The sequence below is a fragment of the Clostridium sp. genome (assembly GCF_032552055.1).
GTDB lineage: Bacteria > Bacillota > Clostridia > Clostridiales > Clostridiaceae > Clostridium.
The window spans coordinates 17,629-38,067 of record NZ_JAWGSV010000001.1 but is presented as its reverse complement, the minus strand read 5'-3'; the positions used below and the strand labels follow the sequence as shown (position 1 = coordinate 38,067).

Annotated in this window: 20 protein-coding genes; 16 read left to right on the top strand and 4 right to left on the bottom strand. The window is 29.5% G+C overall.

Annotation, left to right across the window (positions count from 1 at the left end):
- Positions 1 to 105 precede the first annotated feature (105 nt).
- The 13 genes from E6248_RS00195 to rodA all read left to right on the top strand — a co-directional run bounded on the left by E6248_RS00195 (position 106) and on the right by rodA (position 14,030).
- Positions 106 to 1,557 (top strand): aminoacyl-histidine dipeptidase, encoded by a 1,452-nt coding sequence (locus E6248_RS00195; protein ID WP_316338832.1) that lies wholly within the window; start codon positions 106 to 108, stop codon positions 1,555 to 1,557.
- Between the two features lie 234 nt (positions 1,558 to 1,791).
- Complete coding sequence (locus E6248_RS00190) at positions 1,792 to 2,469, top strand: MgtC/SapB family protein (RefSeq protein WP_316338831.1); 678 nt, start codon at positions 1,792 to 1,794, stop codon at positions 2,467 to 2,469.
- Positions 2,470 to 2,802: 333 nt separating this feature from the next.
- Positions 2,803 to 3,504 carry an SPOR domain-containing protein gene (locus E6248_RS00185; protein WP_316338830.1) on the top strand — a complete coding sequence of 234 codons (702 nt, stop codon included), beginning with the start codon at positions 2,803 to 2,805 and terminating at the stop codon, positions 3,502 to 3,504.
- Positions 3,505 to 3,710: 206 nt separating this feature from the next.
- Positions 3,711 to 4,280, top strand: a complete 570-nt coding sequence (locus E6248_RS00180) for a Maf-like protein (RefSeq protein WP_316338829.1) — start codon at positions 3,711 to 3,713, stop codon at positions 4,278 to 4,280.
- A 45-nt stretch (positions 4,281 to 4,325) separates the two neighbouring features.
- Positions 4,326 to 5,012 (top strand): DNA repair protein RadC, encoded by a 687-nt coding sequence (gene radC, locus E6248_RS00175; RefSeq protein ID WP_316338828.1) that lies wholly within the window; start codon positions 4,326 to 4,328, stop codon positions 5,010 to 5,012.
- A gap of 17 nt (positions 5,013 to 5,029) precedes the next feature.
- Positions 5,030 to 6,049, top strand: coding sequence for a rod shape-determining protein (locus E6248_RS00170; protein WP_136005948.1), 1,020 nt, complete (start codon positions 5,030 to 5,032; stop codon positions 6,047 to 6,049).
- Entirely contained in the window at positions 6,049 to 6,900 is an 852-nt protein-coding gene (gene mreC / locus E6248_RS00165) for a rod shape-determining protein MreC (RefSeq protein WP_316338827.1), read from the top strand. The genes E6248_RS00170 and mreC overlap by 1 nt, the downstream gene beginning before the upstream one ends.
- Before the next feature lie 10 nt (positions 6,901 to 6,910).
- Positions 6,911 to 7,402, top strand: a complete 492-nt coding sequence (mreD, locus tag E6248_RS00160) for a rod shape-determining protein MreD (RefSeq protein WP_156626283.1) — start codon at positions 6,911 to 6,913, stop codon at positions 7,400 to 7,402.
- Positions 7,399 to 10,344, top strand: a complete 2,946-nt coding sequence (locus E6248_RS00155; protein ID WP_316338826.1) for a penicillin-binding transpeptidase domain-containing protein — start codon at positions 7,399 to 7,401, stop codon at positions 10,342 to 10,344. The genes mreD and E6248_RS00155 overlap by 4 nt, the downstream gene beginning before the upstream one ends.
- 354 nt (positions 10,345 to 10,698) lie before the next feature.
- Complete coding sequence (gene minC / locus E6248_RS00150) at positions 10,699 to 11,349, top strand: septum site-determining protein MinC (RefSeq protein WP_316338825.1); 651 nt, start codon at positions 10,699 to 10,701, stop codon at positions 11,347 to 11,349.
- A 210-nt stretch (positions 11,350 to 11,559) separates the two neighbouring features.
- Positions 11,560 to 12,354 carry a septum site-determining protein MinD gene (gene minD, locus E6248_RS00145; RefSeq protein WP_136005956.1) on the top strand — a complete coding sequence of 265 codons (795 nt, stop codon included), beginning with the start codon at positions 11,560 to 11,562 and terminating at the stop codon, positions 12,352 to 12,354.
- 17 nt (positions 12,355 to 12,371) lie between these two features.
- Positions 12,372 to 12,635, top strand: coding sequence for a cell division topological specificity factor MinE (minE, locus tag E6248_RS00140; RefSeq protein WP_316338824.1), 264 nt, complete (start codon positions 12,372 to 12,374; stop codon positions 12,633 to 12,635).
- 258 nt (positions 12,636 to 12,893) lie between these two features.
- Complete coding sequence (rodA, locus tag E6248_RS00135) at positions 12,894 to 14,030, top strand: rod shape-determining protein RodA (protein WP_316338823.1); 1,137 nt, start codon at positions 12,894 to 12,896, stop codon at positions 14,028 to 14,030.
- Positions 14,031 to 14,343: 313 nt separating this feature from the next.
- Here the strand turns inward: rodA and E6248_RS00130 are convergent, their stop codons facing one another.
- Positions 14,344 to 15,786: a glycoside hydrolase family 1 protein gene (locus E6248_RS00130; protein ID WP_316338822.1), complete on the bottom strand. Its 1,443-nt coding sequence runs from the start codon at positions 15,784 to 15,786 to the stop codon at positions 14,344 to 14,346.
- A gap of 155 nt (positions 15,787 to 15,941) precedes the next feature.
- Between E6248_RS00130 and E6248_RS00125 the strand changes: the two genes are divergently transcribed.
- Positions 15,942 to 16,556: a hypothetical protein gene (locus E6248_RS00125; protein WP_316338821.1), complete on the top strand. Its 615-nt coding sequence runs from the start codon at positions 15,942 to 15,944 to the stop codon at positions 16,554 to 16,556.
- Positions 16,557 to 16,701: 145 nt separating this feature from the next.
- Here the strand turns inward: E6248_RS00125 and E6248_RS00120 are convergent, their stop codons facing one another.
- From E6248_RS00120 to E6248_RS00110, 3 genes are all read right to left on the bottom strand, one after another.
- On the bottom strand, positions 16,702 to 17,676 hold the full coding sequence (locus E6248_RS00120) for an ROK family protein (protein WP_316338820.1): 975 nt from the start codon (positions 17,674 to 17,676) through the stop codon (positions 16,702 to 16,704).
- Positions 17,677 to 17,865: 189 nt separating this feature from the next.
- Positions 17,866 to 18,369 (bottom strand): HIT family protein, encoded by a 504-nt coding sequence (locus tag E6248_RS00115; protein WP_316338819.1) that lies wholly within the window; start codon positions 18,367 to 18,369, stop codon positions 17,866 to 17,868.
- A gap of 90 nt (positions 18,370 to 18,459) precedes the next feature.
- On the bottom strand, positions 18,460 to 18,627 hold the full coding sequence (locus tag E6248_RS00110) for a hypothetical protein (protein WP_316338818.1): 168 nt from the start codon (positions 18,625 to 18,627) through the stop codon (positions 18,460 to 18,462).
- Positions 18,628 to 18,992: 365 nt separating this feature from the next.
- Between E6248_RS00110 and E6248_RS00105 the strand changes: the two genes are divergently transcribed.
- Both E6248_RS00105 and E6248_RS00100 read left to right on the top strand, forming a co-directional pair.
- Positions 18,993 to 19,430: a peptidase M23 gene (locus E6248_RS00105; protein ID WP_316338817.1), complete on the top strand. Its 438-nt coding sequence runs from the start codon at positions 18,993 to 18,995 to the stop codon at positions 19,428 to 19,430.
- Between the two features lie 63 nt (positions 19,431 to 19,493).
- Positions 19,494 to 20,387 carry a site-2 protease family protein gene (locus tag E6248_RS00100; protein ID WP_316338816.1) on the top strand — a complete coding sequence of 298 codons (894 nt, stop codon included), beginning with the start codon at positions 19,494 to 19,496 and terminating at the stop codon, positions 20,385 to 20,387.
- Positions 20,388 to 20,439: the final 52 nt, after the last annotated feature.

The following is a 20,439-nucleotide window of genomic DNA, read 5'->3' as shown; positions in this document are numbered from 1 at the left end:
GAATAAGTATAATAAAAAAATAAAATTTAAGTATCATATATACTATGATATACTTATTTTATAATATAATTCTAACATATATTAGGAAGCAAAGGAGATAGTATTATGAATGTTTTACAAAATTTAGAACCTAAAAAGGTTTTTCAATATTTCGAAGAAATTTCTCAAATACCAAGAGGATCAGGAAATGAGAAAGCTATAAGTGATTACTTAGTAGGTGTTGCTAAGAAGTTAAATTTAGAAGTAATTCAAGACAAAGCATTAAATGTAATTATAAAAAAGCCAGGAACTAAGGGATATGAAAATTCACCTACAGTAATTCTTCAAGGACATATGGATATGGTTTGTGAAAAAAATAAAGGAACTGACCATGACTTTGAAAAAGATCCATTAAAATTGAGAATAGTAGATGATATGGTTTATGCTACAGATACTACTTTAGGAGCTGACAATGGAATTGCAGTTGCTTATTCATTAGCAGTATTAGATTCTACAGATATTCCTCATCCACCTTTAGAAGTTTTAATTACTACAGATGAAGAAACTGGTATGTCAGGAGCAATGGCTGTTTCTAAAGATGATATTACTGGTAAGATTCTTTTAAATATAGACAATGAAGAAGAAGGACATTTATTAGTAAGCTGTGCTGGTGGAGTAAGAAGTAAGCATTTATTAAAGGTAAACTTAGAAGAAGTTAATGAATACAACAATTTCTTACATATTGCTGTAAGAGGACTAAAAGGTGGTCACTCTGGAATGGAAATTAATAAGGAAAGAGGAAACTCTAATAAGATTATGGGTAGAATTCTTAAATCTTTATTAGAATTAGATTATAAGCTAGCAGAGGTTCATGGTGGATCTAAAAATAATGCTATTCCAAGAGAAGCTGATGCAGTCATAGCATTAAAATCAGCTGATTTAGAAAAGGCTAAAGAAATAATTAATTCATGGAATCCAATTTTATTAAATGAGTTAAAAACTCAAGATCCAGGAGTTAAAGTATCAATATTAGAAAATACAGAAAAAGTTGAAAAAGTATTTACAAGAGTAGATACTGAAAAAGCAGTAAACTTACTTTATTTAATACCAAATAGTATTAATACTAATAGCGTTGAAATAGCAGGGTTAGTTGAAAGCTCAACTAATTTAGGAGTAGTAATTACTAATGGCGATACTGTAGAGTATGATAGTGCAATTAGAAGTTCAGTAGCATCTTTAAAAGATGAAATAGTACTTAGAAGTAAGACTATAGCAGATTTATTAGGTGCAGAATTTGAAACTACAGCAGGATATCCAGAATGGCAATACGATAGCGAGTCAAAAGTTAGAGGAATATGCCAAGAGGTATATAAGAGAATGTACGGAAAAGACGCTGAAATAGTTGCTATTCATGCTGGAGTTGAATGTGGATTATTCAATGAAAGATTAGGAAAGTTAGATATGATAAGTTTTGGACCTAATCTTTATGATGTTCATACTCCAGAGGAGCATATGAGTATAACATCAGTTAAGAATGTTTGGGAGTACTTATTAGAAGTATTAAAAGAATTAAAATAATTTAATAAGATTGCTAAATAAAAGAAGACTTTGTGAAAATATCAATTTAATATTTTTTCAAAGTCTTTTTTAAAAGGGGTTAAGAAAATTGATATCATCCAAACAGATTGGCTAAGTCTTTTAAAAGAATATAGGGACAATATTATAATAAATAATATAATTAATTTAATATTCCAGATTGATGAGATAATATCGATTTGGAATTTTATTCAATTATTAAGGAAGTGGGTGCTTATGGAAAAGTTATATGAAATAAATATGATATCAACATTTTTTAGGCTATTATTAGCTTTAATTTGTGGAGGAATTTTAGGTATTGAAAGAGGTAAGAAAAATAGACCAGCAGGATTTAGGACATATATGTTAGTTTGTGTTGCATCTGCTATGGTTATGATTACTAATCAATATATAGCTGATATATATTCTACTGGAGATCCTTCTAGAATGGGGGCTCAGGTAATAAGTGGGATTGGTTTTTTAGGAGCAGGTACAATTATTGTAACTGGTAGAAATAAAGTTACAGGATTAACTACAGCAGCAGGGCTATGGGCATCAGCATGTATAGGACTTACTATAGGTGTTGGTTTTTATTCAGGAGCTATAATAGGATGTGTCATGATTTATATAGCTATGGCATTATTGCATGGAGTTGATAATAGAATTACATTATTGACTAAAGAGGTTACTGTATATATAGAGTTTGCTAGTATAAAGAACTTAAGTGCTTTTTTACAGTATGTAAAACATCATAATATGAAAGTAGTTGAGTTAGAATTAATAAAATCTAATGAGTTAACTGAAACGATAGTAGGCGGAGTATTTACATTGAAATTACTTGAAAAAACTCAATATGTGGATGTTATAGAATTGCTGAGTAAATCAGAGGGGGTTTGCAGTATAGAGGAAATATAATTCTAAAGATTAAAGTAAATATTAATAAGAATAACATCAGTTGAGAATGTTTGGAATTATTTATTAAAAGTATTAAAAGAATAATTAAGGTGATTAGATATAGGATGGTGATGTTTCACAAATAAAGATAATGAAAATGAATAAATATTGATGTAATTAGAAAATAGTTACATCAATATTTTTTTGAAAACTACATTAGGAGGTTTGTCATTAATTTTTCATTGTGCGATAGCACCTTCTTTTTACTTTAACTTTTAATTTTTTTGTTTTACATAATGAATATAATAAGAGCACTAGGAATATATATAAGTATAGAAAGAGGGGGATGGTAAAATGAAGTACACAAAGTATAATTACAAAAGGAAGAATCATGGGGCAAAACTTTTTACTTCTTTAATGATAACTACTCTATCAGCTGTTGCTATAGGTTTAATAGCAGCTTGGCTTTTACTTAAAATTATTCCTGACTTAAATAAATTAAAAGCTACAGATGCTAATATACCTATAGAAGAAGATGCAAGTAACAATGAAAAAGAAATTGAAAATTACTCCTTAATTCAATGTGGATACTTCTCTAAGGAAGAAAATGCAAAACAAGTTTTAGGAAAGATTCCTTCAAGTTATGATTCTTTTATTGCAAAAGATTCAGATGGAAAGTATAGAGTGATCGCAGGAATAGCAAAAGAATCAGATAGTAGTGAGGTTGTTGAAGGATTAAAAGGAAACGGTGTTGAGGCAATCAAAGTAAATTTACCATTAGATAAAAATAATGAGGTTGAAGGACAAATACTTGCAATTACAGAAGGATATTTAGAAATACTTAATACTGCTAAAAAGGATGATGTTAAGGACGTTAATACTAATGACTTTAAAGCCTGGTCAAAAGAACTTCCAGAGTTATCTGAAGGGGAAAAAATAGAAATATTGAAGGAATATAAGGAACATATAGAGACATTAAATGAGAATATTAGCAAGGAAAATATAGCGGCTGAACTTGAGTATATTTATTCAGTACTAAGTAAAATAAAAGTATAAAAGTGGTATTTTAGAAAAAAATAACAAAACTATTACAATTAAATAAAAATTGAATAAAGAGGGGCAAAGCTACTTGTTTCAAAGCTTATATAATGATAAACTATATTAGATATAAGGTAAGGACAAATATCTTTGTCTTTATTTTTGTGTTTTAGTTAAACCTTTTGTAGAGACTAAAAATATGCACAAATTAGGAAGTGATAAGTTTGAAATATGTATTAGCTTCTGGATCTTTAAGAAGACAAGAATTATTACATAGGATAGTAGATGACTTTGAAATATTAGTAAGTAATTTTGATGAGGACTCTGTTGTTTTTAATGGAAATGTTGAAGAATATGTAATAAATTTAGCTAAAGGAAAAGCTTTAAGTACTAAAGAATGTCTTCAAGAAGATGCAATAATAATTGCAGGAGATACAATAGTTGTACTAGAAGATAAGATTTTAGGAAAACCTAAAAATGAAGAAGATGCCTATAATATATTAAAAAGTATAAGTGGTAAAACTCATAGAGTATATTCAGGTATAGTACTTATAAATATGTACAATAATAAGGTAGAGGAAGCTTCTCTTTATACTGAAGTTAGAATTTCTAATTTATCAGATAAGGAAATAAGAGATTACATAAAAACTAGAGAGCCACTAGATAAAGCTGGAGCTTATGGAATTCAAGGATTCGGAGGAGTGTTTGTTGAAGGGATAAATGGATGCTACTATAATGTAGTGGGATTACCATTAAACCTTTTAAATAAAATGCTTAAAAAGATTAAGGAATAGGCAATTTGGCAATATTTATAATAAATTACAATTTTGAGGTGTAAAATGAGTAATGTTAAAGTTATAGATATGCCAGAAGAGGAAAGACCTGTAGAAAAGCTCTTAATAAGTGGACCTGAATCTTTAAATAATGCAGAACTTCTTGCAATTATTTTAAGAACAGGGACTAAAGAGGAAAATATAATCACTTTAAGCAATAGAATAATATCTGAATTAGATGGACTAGAAGGTTTATTGGATGCTGGTATTGAAGAAATAACTAAGATAAAAGGTATTAAAAATAAAAAGGCTAGTCAAATTTTAGCTGTAGGAGAATTAGTTAGGAGAATAAGTAAATCCGTTTTACTTAAGGAAAGAGATAAAATTTCTTCTCCAAATGATATAGCAAAAATTTTAATGAAGGATATGGTGTTTTTAAAGCAAGAGGTTTTAAGATTAGTAATGCTAGACACTAAGAATAACATAATAGGACTAAAGGATGTCTTTGTTGGAAGTTTAAATACTTCAATAGTTCATCCAAGGGAGATTTTTAAAGAAGCTCTTAAAAGAAGTAGTTCTAGTATAATAGTTTGTCACAATCATCCTTCAGGGGATCCAACTCCAAGCAAGGAGGATATTGATATAACGATCAGATTAAAAGAATGTGGTAAGATAATAGGAATTGATCTATTAGATCATTTAATAATTGGAAAAAATCAGTATGTAAGTTTGAAAGAAAAAGGAATAATATAAACGAAAGGGGAATTCAAATGGGATTTTTCAGTAGTAATAAGGATATGGGAATAGATTTAGGAACAGCAAATACGCTTGTTTTTGTAAAAGGTAAAGGTGTAGTTTTAAGCGAACCTTCAGTTGTAGCAATAAATAGTACAACTAGAAAACCTTTAGCAGTAGGTGCTGAAGCTAAATTAATGATAGGAAGAACTCCAGGAAATATAGTTGCTATTAGACCTTTAAAAGATGGAGTTATAGCAGATTTTGATATAGCTCAAACAATGCTTAAGAAATTAATAGAAAAGGTTGCTAGCAAAAGTGCTTTTACTAGCCCAAGAATAATAGTATGTTATCCATCAGGTGTAACAGAAGTTGAAAGAAGAGCAATAGAAGAAGCAGCAAAGTTTGCTGGAGCTAGAGATGTAGTTTTAATGGAAGAGCCAATGGCTGCAGCTATTGGAGCTGGACTTCCTGTAGGAGAGCCTACTGGTAGCATGATAGTTGATATCGGTGGAGGAACTACAGAAGTAGCTATAATTTCTTTAGGAGGAATAGTTACAAGCAAATCATTAAGAGTTGCTGGGGACGAATTAGACCAAGCAATTATCGCTTATATAAAGAAAGAATTTAACTTAATGATAGGTGAAAGAACAGCAGAACAAGTAAAAATGGAATTAGGTTCAGCTTATAAAGTAGATGATGAAGTAAGAGAAATGGACATAAAGGGAAGAGATATGATAACTGGCCTTCCAAAGACCGTTAAAGTTTCTGAAGATCAAATTAGAGAAGCATTAAAGGAACCTGTTTATGCTATCATAGAATCAATTAAGACAACTTTAGAGAAGACACCACCTGAATTAGCAGCAGACATAATGGAAAAAGGAATAATGTTAGCTGGTGGCGGAGCTTTACTTAGAGGATTAGATTCACTAATTAACTATGAAACAAATATGCCTGTTCATATTGCAGAATCACCACTTGATTGTGTTGTTTTAGGAGCAGGAAAAGCATTAGATAATTTTGATGAACTAAGTAGAACTCAAAGAGGTCAATAATGAAGCTCTTTAAGAATAAACTGGCAGTAACTGTAATAGTGCTGTCAGTTGCCTTTTTAGGAATAATTATTTATACAGTTAATAGTGATAGTAAAGATGCGCTTTCAAGTGGTGTGGGTACTACAATAAATCCTCTGCAAAAAGTTGTTTACTCTATTAGTGATAAGGTAAAGGAAACTTTGGATTTTTTTCTTAATTTCTCAGAGGTAAAAAATGAAAATAAAGACTTAACAAAGGAAAATATTGAACTTAAAAATAAGTTATTAGAGTACGATAAGCTTAAGGAAGAAAATGATAGGTTAAGAGAAGTGCTTAACTTTACAGATTCTAAAAGCAGTTATGAATATATTGGGTGTGAAATTATAGGATATAGCGGAGAAAGTTATACTCAAGGATATGTTATAAATAAGGGGGAAAATCATGGGCTTAAAAAGGGCATGGTAGTAGTTGCTGATAAGGGGCTTGTGGGACAGGTTACCAGTACAGGAACTAATTGGGCGATAGTTGAAAGCTTATTAAGTGAAAATATAGCTGTTTCTGTTATGGTAAATAGCACTAGAGAAACTACAGGTATATTAGAAGGATATGTAACTCGTAGCAATGATGGGTTAACTAAGGTTACAAACTTACCTGTTAATTCTGCTATAAAAGAAGGAGATGTTATATTAACTTCAGGACTTGGACAGATTTATCCTAAGGAAGTCAGAATTGGTGAAGTAGTGTCAGTAGAAACAGATGATATTAGAGTTATGAAGACTGCAATAGTAAAGCCATATGTTGACTTTAGTAATCTTGAGGATTTATTTGTTATTATCCCTACAGAAACTAGGGAAGTAAAATATGAGAATTAGAGGGTAGTTTATGAAGAAGTGGATTTTAGTTTTAATTTCGTTATTACTTTTAATATTAGATAACTCTCTTATGCCTTTCTTTTCTATAAAAGGTGCTTATCCAACTTTGATTTTCACATTTGCAATAGCTTATTCAATTATTTATGGAAGAAAAGAAGCTGTTATTATAGGGGTAACTTCAGGGTTACTACAAGATATATTTTTTTACAATGGTTTTGGAGTAAACTCTTTTATTAATATGCTTTTATGCCTACTTGCAGCAATTATAGGTGAAAACATATATAGAGAAAAGAAATTAATACCTGTTGTATCTACAGTGTTCTTATCATTATTAAAAGTTTTTGCTATAGCTTTAATATTAAAGTTATCTGATAAAACTGTTAATGGAACAATAGGTATTTATTCATCAATCTATAATGCTGTTGTTATGTTTCTAGGGTACAATTTTGTTTTAAGACTTTATGATAATAATTATAAAAAGAAGTCATGGAGGTTTAAATGATAGTAAATAAACCGAAAAAAAAGAAGAAGATTTCTAGGTTTTTTGTTTTAAATATTATAATGATAGTACTTTTTACTACTATACTTTCAAGATTAGTTTACCTCCAAATATATAAGCATGCAGATTATAAGGAAAGAGCTGATATTAGTTCTACAAGACTTATATCTGAAGATGCACCTAGAGGTAAAATATATGATAGTGAAGGTAATATATTAGCTACTAATATCCAAACATATAACTTAACTTATACTAAGCCAAATGATGAAAATGAAAATTTTTATGAAACTATGAGTAATGTTTTTAAGATTTTATCTGAAAATGGTGAAGAATTTCAAGATGATTTATTGTTAAAGTTAGATAGTAGCGGCAAGTTCTATTTTGACTTTAAAACTGATGATGCTGATACTAAGAAAATAGTTGAAGTAAGATTTAAAAGAGATAGAGGCCTTAATGAGGAAATAGAGAAGGCTGAGTTTGAAGGTAAAGAAACAGACTTTACTGATGATGAAATAGCTTTAGTAGATAAAGAGCTACTTAAAATTTCACCAGAAGAAACTTTCTATAAACTTGTTAAGATATATAATCTTCAAGAACTTGTAAATCCAGTTCCAGTTCAAGAAGAAGGAGAAACTAATAAGGCTTATAATGCTAGGCTTGAAGCATATAATGACAAATATGAGGAGATGTCCGGTAAGGAAATCCTTGATGAGCTTTTAACTAAATATTCACTTAAAGAAGTAAGACAATACATGGTAGTTAAAGATGCTATAAAAATGCAAAGCTTTAAGGGGTATAGAGCAGTTGATATTGCTGAAAATATTAAACAAGATACTGCCTTTATAGTTTATCAAAAGTTAAATGATTTACCAGGTATAGATGTTAGTAAAAAACCAATTAGATATTATCCTTACAATACTTTAGCATCTAGTACTATAGGATATCTATCATCAATAGATTCTTCTAAGGAAACTAATTATGAGTTAAGAGGATATGATGCTTCTTCTGACTTAATTGGTATTGCTGGTATAGAATCAGCCTTTGAAGATCAATTAAAAGGAGTTAAAGGTGGAACTACAGTTAAAGTAAACTCTAAGGGGAGAGTTACAGAAGAATTATTTAGATTAGATTCTTACCCAGGGAATAATGTTCATTTAACTATAGATAAGAATGTACAGTATGCAGCTGAGCAAGCTTTGAAGGATACGCTAGAAAGAGTAAGAAGTAGTATAGCTCCTAATGCAACTAGAGGTGCTGTAGTAGCTATAGAAGTAAATACAGGTAGAGTAATAGCTATGGCAAGTTACCCAGATTATGATCCTAATGTCTTTTCAATTCCAGGAAAACTTACTGATGAATTATCACAAGAATACTTTGATCCTGATATAGATGCTTATGCCAAAGAATTTATAAAAAGGACTGGAGCTACTGGAGGAATAGATTACTTATTTCCTATGGATGAAGATACTGGGAAAAGAGTAGATAAGTTTGATACTTACCCTAAGAAATTTTTTAACTATGCAACACAAGGATTACTTCCTCCTGGATCTACATTTAAGCCAATTACAGCAATAGCTGGATTGATGGAAGGTGTAGTAACTGAAGGGGAAGTTATGATGGATAATAACGGAACTTGGAGTACGGAAGAATTACCAGGGATGATATTAAAAAACTTTGAGGGAAGAGCTAATGGTGCTACAGACTTAAGAAAGGCTTTAGAAGTTTCATCAAACTACTATTTTTATGAACTTGGATATAGATTATATAAGAAAAATGGTGGAGCTATTAATGGCGGTAATATTGAAGCCTTAGACACTTTAGCACATTATGCATGGAAGTTTGGACTTGGTATGTCACAAGAGGATCAAAAAGAAAAGAGCTTATCAACAGGTATTCAAATACAAGAAGACTTTGGGCAAGTATATAATTTTGAATCTTGGAAAAAGAAAATAGTAGATACTCCTATGTATGGAATAGTAGAAGATTTACAAAAGGGAGTCTATTATCGTTATTCCTTTGTTCCTTTTGATATAGCAGATAATGAAAGCGATCCAGATGACTTAAAGGAAGCAAAAACTGCATTAAAGAATGAAATGAAAGCAGCATTAGAAAAGGTAGGGACTGATGAAGAGATAACAGATAATACTAAGTTTGCAGAAAGCTTATTGCCATATATTAAAAAAATTATGGATCTTTCTCCTCAGTTTAAAAGCGCAGTAGTTGAAACTTCCCAAAAGAGAAGTGTAGATATTAATGAGGAAGCTGGAGTAATAGCAGATGCTATAGCCTTTTACATTATAAATAACGCTACAACTGAAATTATAACTCCAGGTCAAATTATATCTAGTGCTATAGGTCAAGGTATGAATAATGTTACACCTGTACAAATGGCAAACTATGTCGCTACTTTAGCTAGTGGTGGTAAGAGATATAAGGTAAGCATTGTAGATAAGGTTACAACTCCAACAGGAGAGGTAATAAAGGAATATAAACCTGAGCTGGTAGATGAATTAGATATACCGGAATCATATTTACAAGCTGTAAAGGATGGTATGTATAGAGTTAACACTAGTCCAAGTAATGGTACTGCATATCAGAGTTTTGGAAACTTTCCTATAAAGGTTGCAGGTAAAACAGGTACTGCCGACTTTAGTACAGATGAGAACTATGTTATTCAAGGTAGATTAGCTTATGGTAACTATATTAGTTTTGCACCATTAGATGATCCTCAAATAGCTATATTCTCAACTATCTATGATGGTAAAAGAGGTAGTGAAGGTGCAACTATTCATAAGGCAATTTATGAAGCCTTCTTTAAAGAGGAGTTATTAAAAATGGATCCATCTTATGCATCAAAATCAGAATCCTTTAGAAAGTATGTTCAAGACTCACCTCTTAAGGATAATAAGGATGATAGCATAAAGATAGATACAACGGCTAATTAATAATTAAGAATAAAAAATTAAGAATGAAGAATTAAGGAAATAATTTCTTCTGAATTATATTATTAAGTTTTGGGACTCAGCTTTTGCTGAGTTTCTTTACTTTGATGAGTTTTAGAGGGAATTAGGAGAGAAAAAGTTTAAGAAAGGTTTTGATGTCTTTCTAAGGAGATTATTGAAGCTTTATCTTCATAATTGGGAAATAATTGTAATAATATTATAAAAATCTTATGGAATTAGGGATATATGGGAGTTTGTTAAAAAATACTGTTGTTAATATATATAAATTAATTGTATAATTATAGATATGTGACAAAAATTTTAAAAAGTAAAGTTTAAGTTGGTGGAGGGTGGCCAATGAAAGTACATAGTATTCAAATTAGAGGTAATAGTGACGGAATAAACGCCTTTATAGATATGGATAGATTTAATAACTTTGATGATATGCTAGAAGCATTAGTTAAAAAGTTATCTGTGGGTAAAGGTTTTTACAAGGGATCATCTATTAAAATAGAAACGAACTTAGATTTATTAAAAGAAGAAGAAGTAGCACAGTTAAAAGAAACCTTATTTAATAAGATTCAAATTAAAGAATGTGTTTTTGAACCTATAAAGAAAACTGGAGCTAAGGAAAAGAAAGAAAATAAAATTTTTAATGGAATATATGAAGGAAAAACTAAATTTATAAAGAAAACTATAAGAGGTGGACAACTTGTAAGGTATTATGGAAATATCGTGATTGTAGGAGATATTAATCATGGTGCTGAAGTATATGCGGGAGGGAACATAGTAGTTCTAGGAACTATTAAAGGTCAAGTTCATGCTGGAATGGGAGGAAATAAAAAAGCTATAATTTCAGCTTTTAACCTTCAACCAGAAATATTACAAATTGCAGATATTGTAACTATAGCTCCAGAAGATGGTATTAAGCCTTCTTATCCAGAGCTTGCAAAAATAAAAGATAACAATATAGTGGTAGAACCTTATTTACCCAAGAAATATATATAAGCTTTAATATAGTATAAATTATACAAAGTTATACTTTATATTAATCATATTTATATCAGATAAGTATTTTATCAACTTAAATAATAATTAAATAATCTATGCTTTTAATTAAAATATTTTACGTAGTAGTTCTTTTTACTTATAACTTTACAGAACTGCATTAATGTAATTTATTTATTGAAATATAGATAGTGTTGGAGGGATAATAATATGGGAATTTCTATAGTAATTACATCAGGTAAAGGTGGAGTTGGAAAGACAACAACTACTGCAAACATCGGAACTGCATTAGCCGCTTTAAATAAAAAAGTAGTAGTAGTAGATGGAGATACTGGTCTTAGAAATTTAGATGTCTTAATGGGACTTGAAAATAGAATAGTTTATACATTATCAGATGTTATTGAAAACAGATGTAGATTAAAACAAGCATTAATAAAGGATAAAAGATATCAAAATCTTTGCCTTTTACCAACAGCTCAAACTAAGGATAAAGATGATATAAGACCTCAAGATATGCTTAAGATAGTAAATCAGCTTAAGGAGGATTTTGATTATATACTTATTGATTGTCCTGCTGGAATTGAACAAGGATTTGAAAATTCAGTAGTAGGAGCAGATAAGGCTGTAGTTGTAGTAAATCCAGAAATTACTTCTGTTAGAGATGCTGATAGAGTTATTGGTAAGCTAGATGCTAAAGGATTAGATGATCATTCAGTAATTATAAATAGGTTAAATTATGAAATGACTCAAAGAGGGGATATGTTAGATATCTCTGATATTATAGAAACTTTATCAATAGAGTTACTTGGAGTAGTTCCTGATGATAAGAATATCACAGTATCTACTAATAAAGGTGAGCCTATAGTATTAGATGAAAAGTCTGTGTCTGGGCAAGCTTTTAGAAATATAGCTAGAAGATTAACTGGAGAAGAAGTGCCACTAATGGATTTAAAAACTGGTGGAGAAGGATTCTTCGCATCATTAAAGAAATTATTTAAACGTTAGTAAAGGGGGAGAGAGAGGTGGATTTTTTTAAGAAATTTTCCAATAGACAAACACCTAAAGATGTTGCTAAAGATAGATTAAAGCTAATATTAATACATGATAGAGGGGATTTGCCTCATGAAACCCTTGATAAAATTAGAGCGGAAATATTAGAGGTATTATCTAAATATATAGAAATAGATATTGATGATGTTGAATTAACAGTAAGCAAGAGTGAAAATGTAGACGGGAACAACCCTGCTCTTGTAGCTAATATTCCTATTAAAAATATCAAAAATTAATTAAGAATTAAGAGAGCAATTTGTTTTAAATTACAGAAATTAATAAGGGACTCAGCTTAGGCTGAGTTTTTCTTTAGGCAAAAGTAATATGAATTTTTTATTTTTAGTTAATTTATATCTAAGTTAAAGAGAATACCTAGAATATGAATAATTAATAATTTCTTAAATTTTTGTTATTCATAGAAGATAATATGGAGAAACATAAGTTTTTTGGATATAATAAATCTAAGATCAAAAATGGAGGTGAGTGTTTAGGATATGTTTTCATTATCTAATTTTAAGATTGATTTAAAGAAGTTAAAAGAAATAGACAAGGTAATGCTACTTTCTATGATATCATTAATGATATTTGGAATAGTAAATATATACTATGCAAGTAACGTTGAATATGGGACCCTATTTTTAAAGAGACAGGCAGTTTGGTTTGTAGTATGCTTAGTAGCATTATATTTTGTAGTAGCAATTGATTATACATTACTAAAATCTTATACGCCTCTTTTTTATTGGGGATCTATTGCATTATTAATAGTAACCATGTTTATTGGTACTGATATAAATGGTGCAAGGGGATGGATAAGACTTGGTCCACTATCCTTTCAACCAGCAGAATTAGCCAAAATAGCAACAATAATGATGCTAGGTAAAGTTTTAGAAGAAATGGATGGGACTATAAATGAGCTTAAGAATTTCTTTAAGATGGCTTTTTATGCGATAGTTCCAGCGATATTTATAGTAATTCAACCTGATATGGGTATGACTATGGTTTTATTCTTTATAGTTTTAGGAATATTCTTTATTGCAGGACTAGATATTAAGATAATAGGTGGAGGACTACTATCATTACTTTTAGCAGTGATTATAGTGTGGAACTCTGGAATAATAGCACCTTATCAAAAGAAAAGAATAACATCTTTCTTAAATCCTGAATCTGATACCTCTGAAGCTGGATATCAGTTAAGACAATCACTTATAAGTATAGGGAATGGTGGAATATTAGGAATACAAGGAAATTCAGTAACTAATGAAACCTCAGTAGGATATGCACCACAATATGTTCCTGAAGTTCAAACAGACTTTATATTTGCAAGTATTGCAGAGCAATTTGGATTTGTAGGAGCTGGATTCTTACTGTTATTATATGGACTTTTAATTTCTAAAATGATTGCTATAGGAAGAACATCAAAAGATACTTTTGGAACAATAATATGTATAGGATTAGCATCATATTTCCTATTTGCATTGTTGCAAAATATCGGTATGACTATAGGTCTTATGCCTATAACAGGAATAACTCTTCCACTTCTAAGTTATGGAGGAAGTTCATTATTAACTACAGTTATGTCTATAGGCTTAGTTATGAATGTTGGAATGAGAAGAAAGAAAATTTACTTCTAGAATAATGGTTTTAAATTATACAGGAGTTTTTAACATATTATGCTCGGCCTCCGTCGCAAGCTCCAAGTCGGCTTACGCACAATATGTTAAAAACTCCTTGAACAATTTAAAATTGTAGATGCAAGCCTACTAAAGGAAAAAATTCAGACGAGCTGAATTTTAAGAATTATTGTTGAGTGCGTCGCTATATTCTTATTTCACATATTATATTTACTAGTAATTTTAGATTTAAAATAAAAAATGAGCGAAATAATTAAAGAAGGAACTCAGCTTGAAGTTGAGTTCCTATTTTATAATAAATTTGAACTGGATTTTATAGTATTTCACCATTGGAGTCTATTACTTGTTTGTACCAGTAGAATGAGTCTTTCTTAGATCTTTTTCTAGTACCTTTACCAAGGTCATCTATATCTACATATATATATCCGTATCTTTTTGTCATTTCTGCACTAGAAGAGCTAACTATATCAATAGGACCCCATGAAAGGTAAGCGATTATATCTACTCCATCCATTATGCATTCTTTAAGTTGCTCAATATGCTTCTTTAAGAAATCGATACGATAAGGGTCATGGATACTGCCATCTTCTTCAACAACATCTAATGCACCAAATCCATTTTCAGCAATCATTAATGGCTTTTGATATCTATCCCAATATTGAGAAAGACTATTATAGAATCCTAATGGATCCATACGCCATTCCCAAGGTGTAGGTTCAAGATTTGGATTAAGTGAATTTTTAAATGGTGCCATAGTATCTTTTGTAGAATCTACAATTGAACTAGAGTAATAAGATATAGCTAAGTAGTCCATAGTGTTATTTTTTAATAAATCTAAGTCACCTTCTTCAATTTTAAGATCTATGTTATTTTCATTAAAGTATCTTAAAGCAAATATTGGGTATTCTCCTCTTAATTGTACATCAGTAAAGTAATATTGCATGCGGTTTTTCTTCATTGCTAGAACAACATCATTTGGTTTACAAGAAGCAGGGTATAGAGTACCGTCTGCAACCATTGTTCCCATTTGAGCATTTGGATCTATTTTTCTTGCTAGTTCTACTATTTTGGCTCCAGCAACAAATTGATTATGTACTGCTTGGTACATTAGCTCTTCCATATTTTCTGCTTGATCATCATAAATTCCAAGAGAACCAAATTGAACAGTTGGAAGTAAGTTAACTTGATTACAAACAATCCAGTATTTTACCTTACCTTTATAGCGATTTAAAAGAACTTCACCGTATCTTACGAAGAATTCAATCATTTTCTTATTACCAAATCCACCGTATTCAGTAACTAAATGAAGAGGAATATCGTAATGAGACATAGTGATTATAGGTTCCATATCATTTTTAATTATTTCATCAATAAGGTCATCATAGAATTTTAATCCTTTTTCGTTTGGAGTTAATTCATCACCTTTTGGAAATATTCTAGACCATGAGATACTTGTCCTGAAAGCTTTTAATCCAAGTTCTTTCATTAGTGCTAAGTCACTTTTGAAAGTATGATAGAAATCAATACCATATCTTTTTGGGTAATAACCTTCTGTATCTGCCATCTTTCTTTTAATATCTTCTAATTTACCGCCACCTTCTTTTTCAATACATGCTCTATTAAGATGTTTATTATATTCATGGATATCTGAGGTAGATAATCCTCTTCCATCAACATCATAAGCACCCTCACATTGACAGGCAGCTACTGCACCACCCCATAAAAAATTTTTTGGAAATTTGTTTGGTAAATTCATAATAATAACCTCCTTTAATCTAACTTATACTTCTATTATGAGGAACTTCACCTTCTGTGCTCAACTTAATATTTTCACTTAAAGGTGCAAAAGTATATTTGTAGTAATCTCTAATTTCTTAGATAATTTAAGGGTGAGCAAAAAAGGAGGAGAGTATGGAGACATTAAAAAAAGTAATAATTAGTATAATAGCTATAAACTTTGTGGCTTTAGGAGCAAGTTTATTTCTAAGATCAGGTTTAGGAGGGGATTCTATTACCCTATTACTGGAGGGACTTCATGAATACTTCGAATTAAGTTATGGTTTAATTGGTATTTTGTATAATGGTTTTTTTATTATTCTTGCAATAATTGTTAATAGAAAGTCCTTAGGGATAGGAAGTTTTTTATATGCTATCACATGTGGATACTTTCTAGATTTTTATATGATTATAATTGGAAGTGTCATAAGTGCAAATAGCCTAATAGGTTCTTTTATATTTATCTTAGTAGGGAATGCTTCCATATGTTTAGGCTTTGCTATATTAATATCTATGGATAGTGGAATGAGTGGACTTGATGGAGTTTTATATTACATAGAAGAGAAATATAATATAAGCTATAAGATCTGTAAAACAGTTATAGATGTTATATTTTGTATAGTTGGAATGTTATTAGGTGGAGTTTTTGGAATTGGATCAATTTTTGCAATGCTTACTGGAGGAACGATTATTTCATATATTACAAGATTCATAAAGAAGGAAAAATCTACAAAGTACCTACAGATTTAGATTATAAATAATAGCTCCTAAGAAAATAAAACATCTTTATAAATAGAATTTTAGAAGAAGATAAAATAGAAACTCAGTTTAGATTGAGTTTCTATTTTTTTATCTTTATTAAATGAAATAATAAATTATGTTATTATTGTGAAATTTATTCTTCTTTTCTCATGTGGTTGCTTGCATAAATTGCAGCACCTAGCATTCCGGATGAATCCCCTAAGGATGCTATTACAATCTCACAAGTATTCTTTGAAATTTGTAACGCATGAGTATCTACAATTTTTCTTGTGCTTTTTAACAATCTCTCACCAGCCGCAGCCATGCCCCCGCCAATGATAATGCATTCTGGATTATATAAATTGATAACATTAGCCAGCCCATAACCTAAAAGTTCTCCCGTTTCATAAAAAGTATCTATAGCTACCTTGTCACCTTTATCAAAAGCGTCAGATACCATTTTGGCAGTAATTTTATCATAATCACCTTTTACCCAGTCATGAATTACACTAGTATTTCCATTTTGTAATTTCTCTTTTAATGTTCTTAACATACCAATGGCAGACACATATCTACCTAAACATCCATAACTTCCACAACGACAAGGTCGCCCTGAGCGATACATATTCATATGCCCAATTTCTCCTACACTTCCAGTAGTACCGTATAATACATGTCCATCTATTATAACACCTGATCCTAATCCAGTGCCTAAAGTTATAAGAACAACATTGCTTTTGCCTTTTCCTGATCCAAAATACAATTCTCCATATAAATTCATACGTACATCATTATCAATAAATGTAGGAATTTTCAATTTGCTTTCAAACCATTGTGATACATGGACATTTTCCCACTTTGAAAAATTCGGAGAAAATTTTGATATTCCTGTTTTAGTATCCAATAATCCAGGAACTCCAATTCCCATACAAAGTATTTCGCTTGCATAAATTCTAGAGCTTTTTAATAATTCTTCAATACTATTTAACATTCTTGATAAAACAACATCAGAACCTTTATCAGCATGTGTTTGTACTCTGTGTTCTGATATTTTTTCAAAATTAGTATTAAATATAGCAGATTTTATATTTGTACCACCTAAATCTATACCAATATAATAATTATTCATATTGATTATCTCCTTTAGATTCCTATTTATAACTAGCATATAATAAACAACTAACTTATATTCACTTACAATTAAGCGGTACTAATATACTTATTAAACCATATTTGTTTTTTAATACGTATTTTTATATATCGCATTATTGAATATGAAATTATAATTGTATGAATGAGTGTAGATATTTTTATTGAACTAGAATAACTCCTTCATTTTTTCTCTATATATTTCAACTTCTTCATGATAATCCATTAAAAGGCCGTCTTCCTTAACAAAGTTTTTAAAGCCAATTGATTCTCCTTTTAAGCGAGGGAATAATGAAAAGTGCAAGTGATTTCTTTTGCCATCACACAATGTACACATATATACCTTTTCTGCACCTATAATTTCTTTATGCAACTTTATGATTGCATTTGATACTTTTAATATGTGAGTACCTAAATCAAGAGGCATTTCAGAAATGTCCTCATAATGAGATTTTGAAACTATTGTTGTTTGTCCAGTTGCCCTTGGAAATCTTTCAAATTGACATCTAACTTTATCATCTTCATAAATGATTAAACCTTCTCCTGGGAATATCTCGTCTGTTTCAAAGTTATAACACCCAAAACATATTCCTTGTTCTTGCAATTCCTTTATTCTGATAGATCTTTTCTTTAATTCCGTTTTTTCACTTTCAGATAGTACTTTAATATACAAATTAATCCCTCCGTTATTCTATAGCCTTAAAAACTTTAATTAACTACTTTTAAATTCCACCTTATCGAAGTAGGTGACTTTTCTCTTTTCTTATTTTTCTAAAACTATATATGCTTGTCCTGAATTAATGGAATCTCCCATAGCACAAGCAGAAATTAATTTTACTTTCCATCCTTGTTCTAAATAAGTATTCACTTCATTTAAACCATCATTAGCTTTCATTCCAGACCAACTTGTAACCCAAATAATCTTTTCCATTACATACACACCCTTTCATAATATAAAAAATCTAATAAGTAAATTACTATTTATCAAACATATTTTAGTACTATATTATAAATTGATAATAACATATATTTCCATAAGATTGATATTTAATTTCAAAACAACTAATAATCTTAATTAAAATTCAGCTTGCTGAATTTCTTTCTTTAGTAGGCAAAAGAACTCAAGATTTATTTATCAAATGGGGATTATATATATTATGTAAAGAGTGACTTGTAGCATGCGACGAAGCCTAAGCATAATATATATACTTCCCATGAGGTATAATTTATTCCCAACCACGCATAGATTTAATAGAGAAAAATATTATACAGTATTGAGAGTAGGGAGAGAGGTGTATGATAAATCATTATAGTGAAGCTTATAGTGATTATTACAATAAGATAAGAGGGAAGGTAAAAGAAAAGGATAATAAAAAAGAGAAGCTATTTTCTAGTAGAGAAGATATATACCCTAATACTTCTAATGTGCGTAATTATAGTTATAGAGCAGGTACTTATGGTATGAAACAAGAGAAGAAGAAGTTTAAATATATAGATAAATTTATAGCTAGGCTTATAATTACATTTTTATTGTCTTTGGGAGTGTTTACTTTAAAGGTATTACCTAATAAAGAAGCAAAAGCTATATATAGCACTATAAAGGCTGAAGTTAATAGAACTTATGATTATAGTAAGATATTAGATAAGGCTGAAGCTATAGGTATAAATTATAAGTGGGTATTTAATATATTTGAAGATAAATACGAGGATTTGAAAAGTGATTTAAAGTTATAAAAGAAATATTTATGAAATAGAAGGTGATTATATAGTGTTGTAGCAATTAATAGGGAGATATAAATGAAAAAAGACGTAAAAAAAATATTAGCAGAAATAATATTAATATTATTAATAAGTAGTTATAACAGTATGTTTGGACTTGCTTTTGTATGGGTGCTTTTACATGAACTAACACATATTTTTATAGCTCATATATATGGATGTAAATTTTATAATATAAATTTTCATATTTTTGGATTAAATGCAGAGCTTGGAGATATTAATTCCCTTAAGGAAAGGGAGAAGGTTATAGTGTATTTTTCAGGTGCACTATTTAATATTATATCTGCAATAATTCTTTATTTGTTAAACTTTAGATATAATAATAATTTTATTGAGACAAGTATTAATTTAAACATAGGGTTAGCTGTATTTAACCTACTACCTGCTTATCCATTAGATGGATCTAGGATACTAGAGATACTTTTAACTAAAAAGATTTTATTTAAAAAAGCTCAAAAAATAATAAGTATAATTAGTTATATAGTAGCAGGGTTATTTATTAGTATAGGAATTTTAAATTATATATTTCTACATAGTTTAAATTTCAGTATTTTCATTGGTGCTGGAATTATAATATATATTACTAGAATGGAAGCTCATACTTCGATGTATATAACTATGGGTAACATAGTTAAAAAAAGAAATAAAATTTTAAAAAATAAATATATAGAAAATAAGATAATATCAGTTTATTACAAGCAAGGTCTTGTTAATGTATTAGCTTTAGTAGATAGGAATAAGTTTAATACTTTTTATATTTTAGATGATGATATGAAACTTATTTATATATTAAATGAAGATGAATTAATCGATGCATTGAAAAACTACGGTAATATGACTTTAGAGGAATATGTAAATCAAAATCCTAATGTTACTAAAAGTGGGTTGAATAATAGTGGATATAAATCTTAGTAATAGATTTACCTTTAGATTTATATATGCTAGAATAGTAAAGATAAAGATA

Excerpts from the sequence above, each read along its gene's own strand:
- E6248_RS00195 (WP_316338832.1), top strand. The coding sequence starts at position 106 with ATGAATGTTTTACAAAATTTAGAACCTAAAAAGGTTTTTCAATATTTC.
- E6248_RS00190 (WP_316338831.1), top strand. The coding sequence starts at position 1,792 with ATGGAAAAGTTATATGAAATAAATATGATATCAACATTTTTTAGGCTA.
- E6248_RS00185 (WP_316338830.1), top strand. The coding sequence starts at position 2,803 with ATGAAGTACACAAAGTATAATTACAAAAGGAAGAATCATGGGGCAAAA.
- radC (WP_316338828.1), top strand. The coding sequence starts at position 4,326 with ATGAGTAATGTTAAAGTTATAGATATGCCAGAAGAGGAAAGACCTGTA.
- E6248_RS00170 (WP_136005948.1), top strand. The coding sequence starts at position 5,030 with ATGGGATTTTTCAGTAGTAATAAGGATATGGGAATAGATTTAGGAACA.
- mreC (WP_316338827.1), top strand. The coding sequence starts at position 6,049 with ATGAAGCTCTTTAAGAATAAACTGGCAGTAACTGTAATAGTGCTGTCA.
- mreD (WP_156626283.1), top strand. The coding sequence starts at position 6,911 with ATGAAGAAGTGGATTTTAGTTTTAATTTCGTTATTACTTTTAATATTA.
- E6248_RS00155 (WP_316338826.1), top strand. The coding sequence starts at position 7,399 with ATGATAGTAAATAAACCGAAAAAAAAGAAGAAGATTTCTAGGTTTTTT.
- minC (WP_316338825.1), top strand. The coding sequence starts at position 10,699 with ATGAAAGTACATAGTATTCAAATTAGAGGTAATAGTGACGGAATAAAC.
- minD (WP_136005956.1), top strand. The coding sequence starts at position 11,560 with ATGGGAATTTCTATAGTAATTACATCAGGTAAAGGTGGAGTTGGAAAG.
- rodA (WP_316338823.1), top strand. The coding sequence starts at position 12,894 with ATGTTTTCATTATCTAATTTTAAGATTGATTTAAAGAAGTTAAAAGAA.
- E6248_RS00130 (WP_316338822.1), bottom strand. The coding sequence starts at position 15,786 with ATGAATTTACCAAACAAATTTCCAAAAAATTTTTTATGGGGTGGTGCA.
- E6248_RS00125 (WP_316338821.1), top strand. The coding sequence starts at position 15,942 with ATGGAGACATTAAAAAAAGTAATAATTAGTATAATAGCTATAAACTTT.
- E6248_RS00120 (WP_316338820.1), bottom strand. The coding sequence starts at position 17,676 with ATGAATAATTATTATATTGGTATAGATTTAGGTGGTACAAATATAAAA.
- E6248_RS00110 (WP_316338818.1), bottom strand. The coding sequence starts at position 18,627 with ATGGAAAAGATTATTTGGGTTACAAGTTGGTCTGGAATGAAAGCTAAT.
- E6248_RS00105 (WP_316338817.1), top strand. The coding sequence starts at position 18,993 with ATGATAAATCATTATAGTGAAGCTTATAGTGATTATTACAATAAGATA.
- E6248_RS00100 (WP_316338816.1), top strand. The coding sequence starts at position 19,494 with ATGAAAAAAGACGTAAAAAAAATATTAGCAGAAATAATATTAATATTA.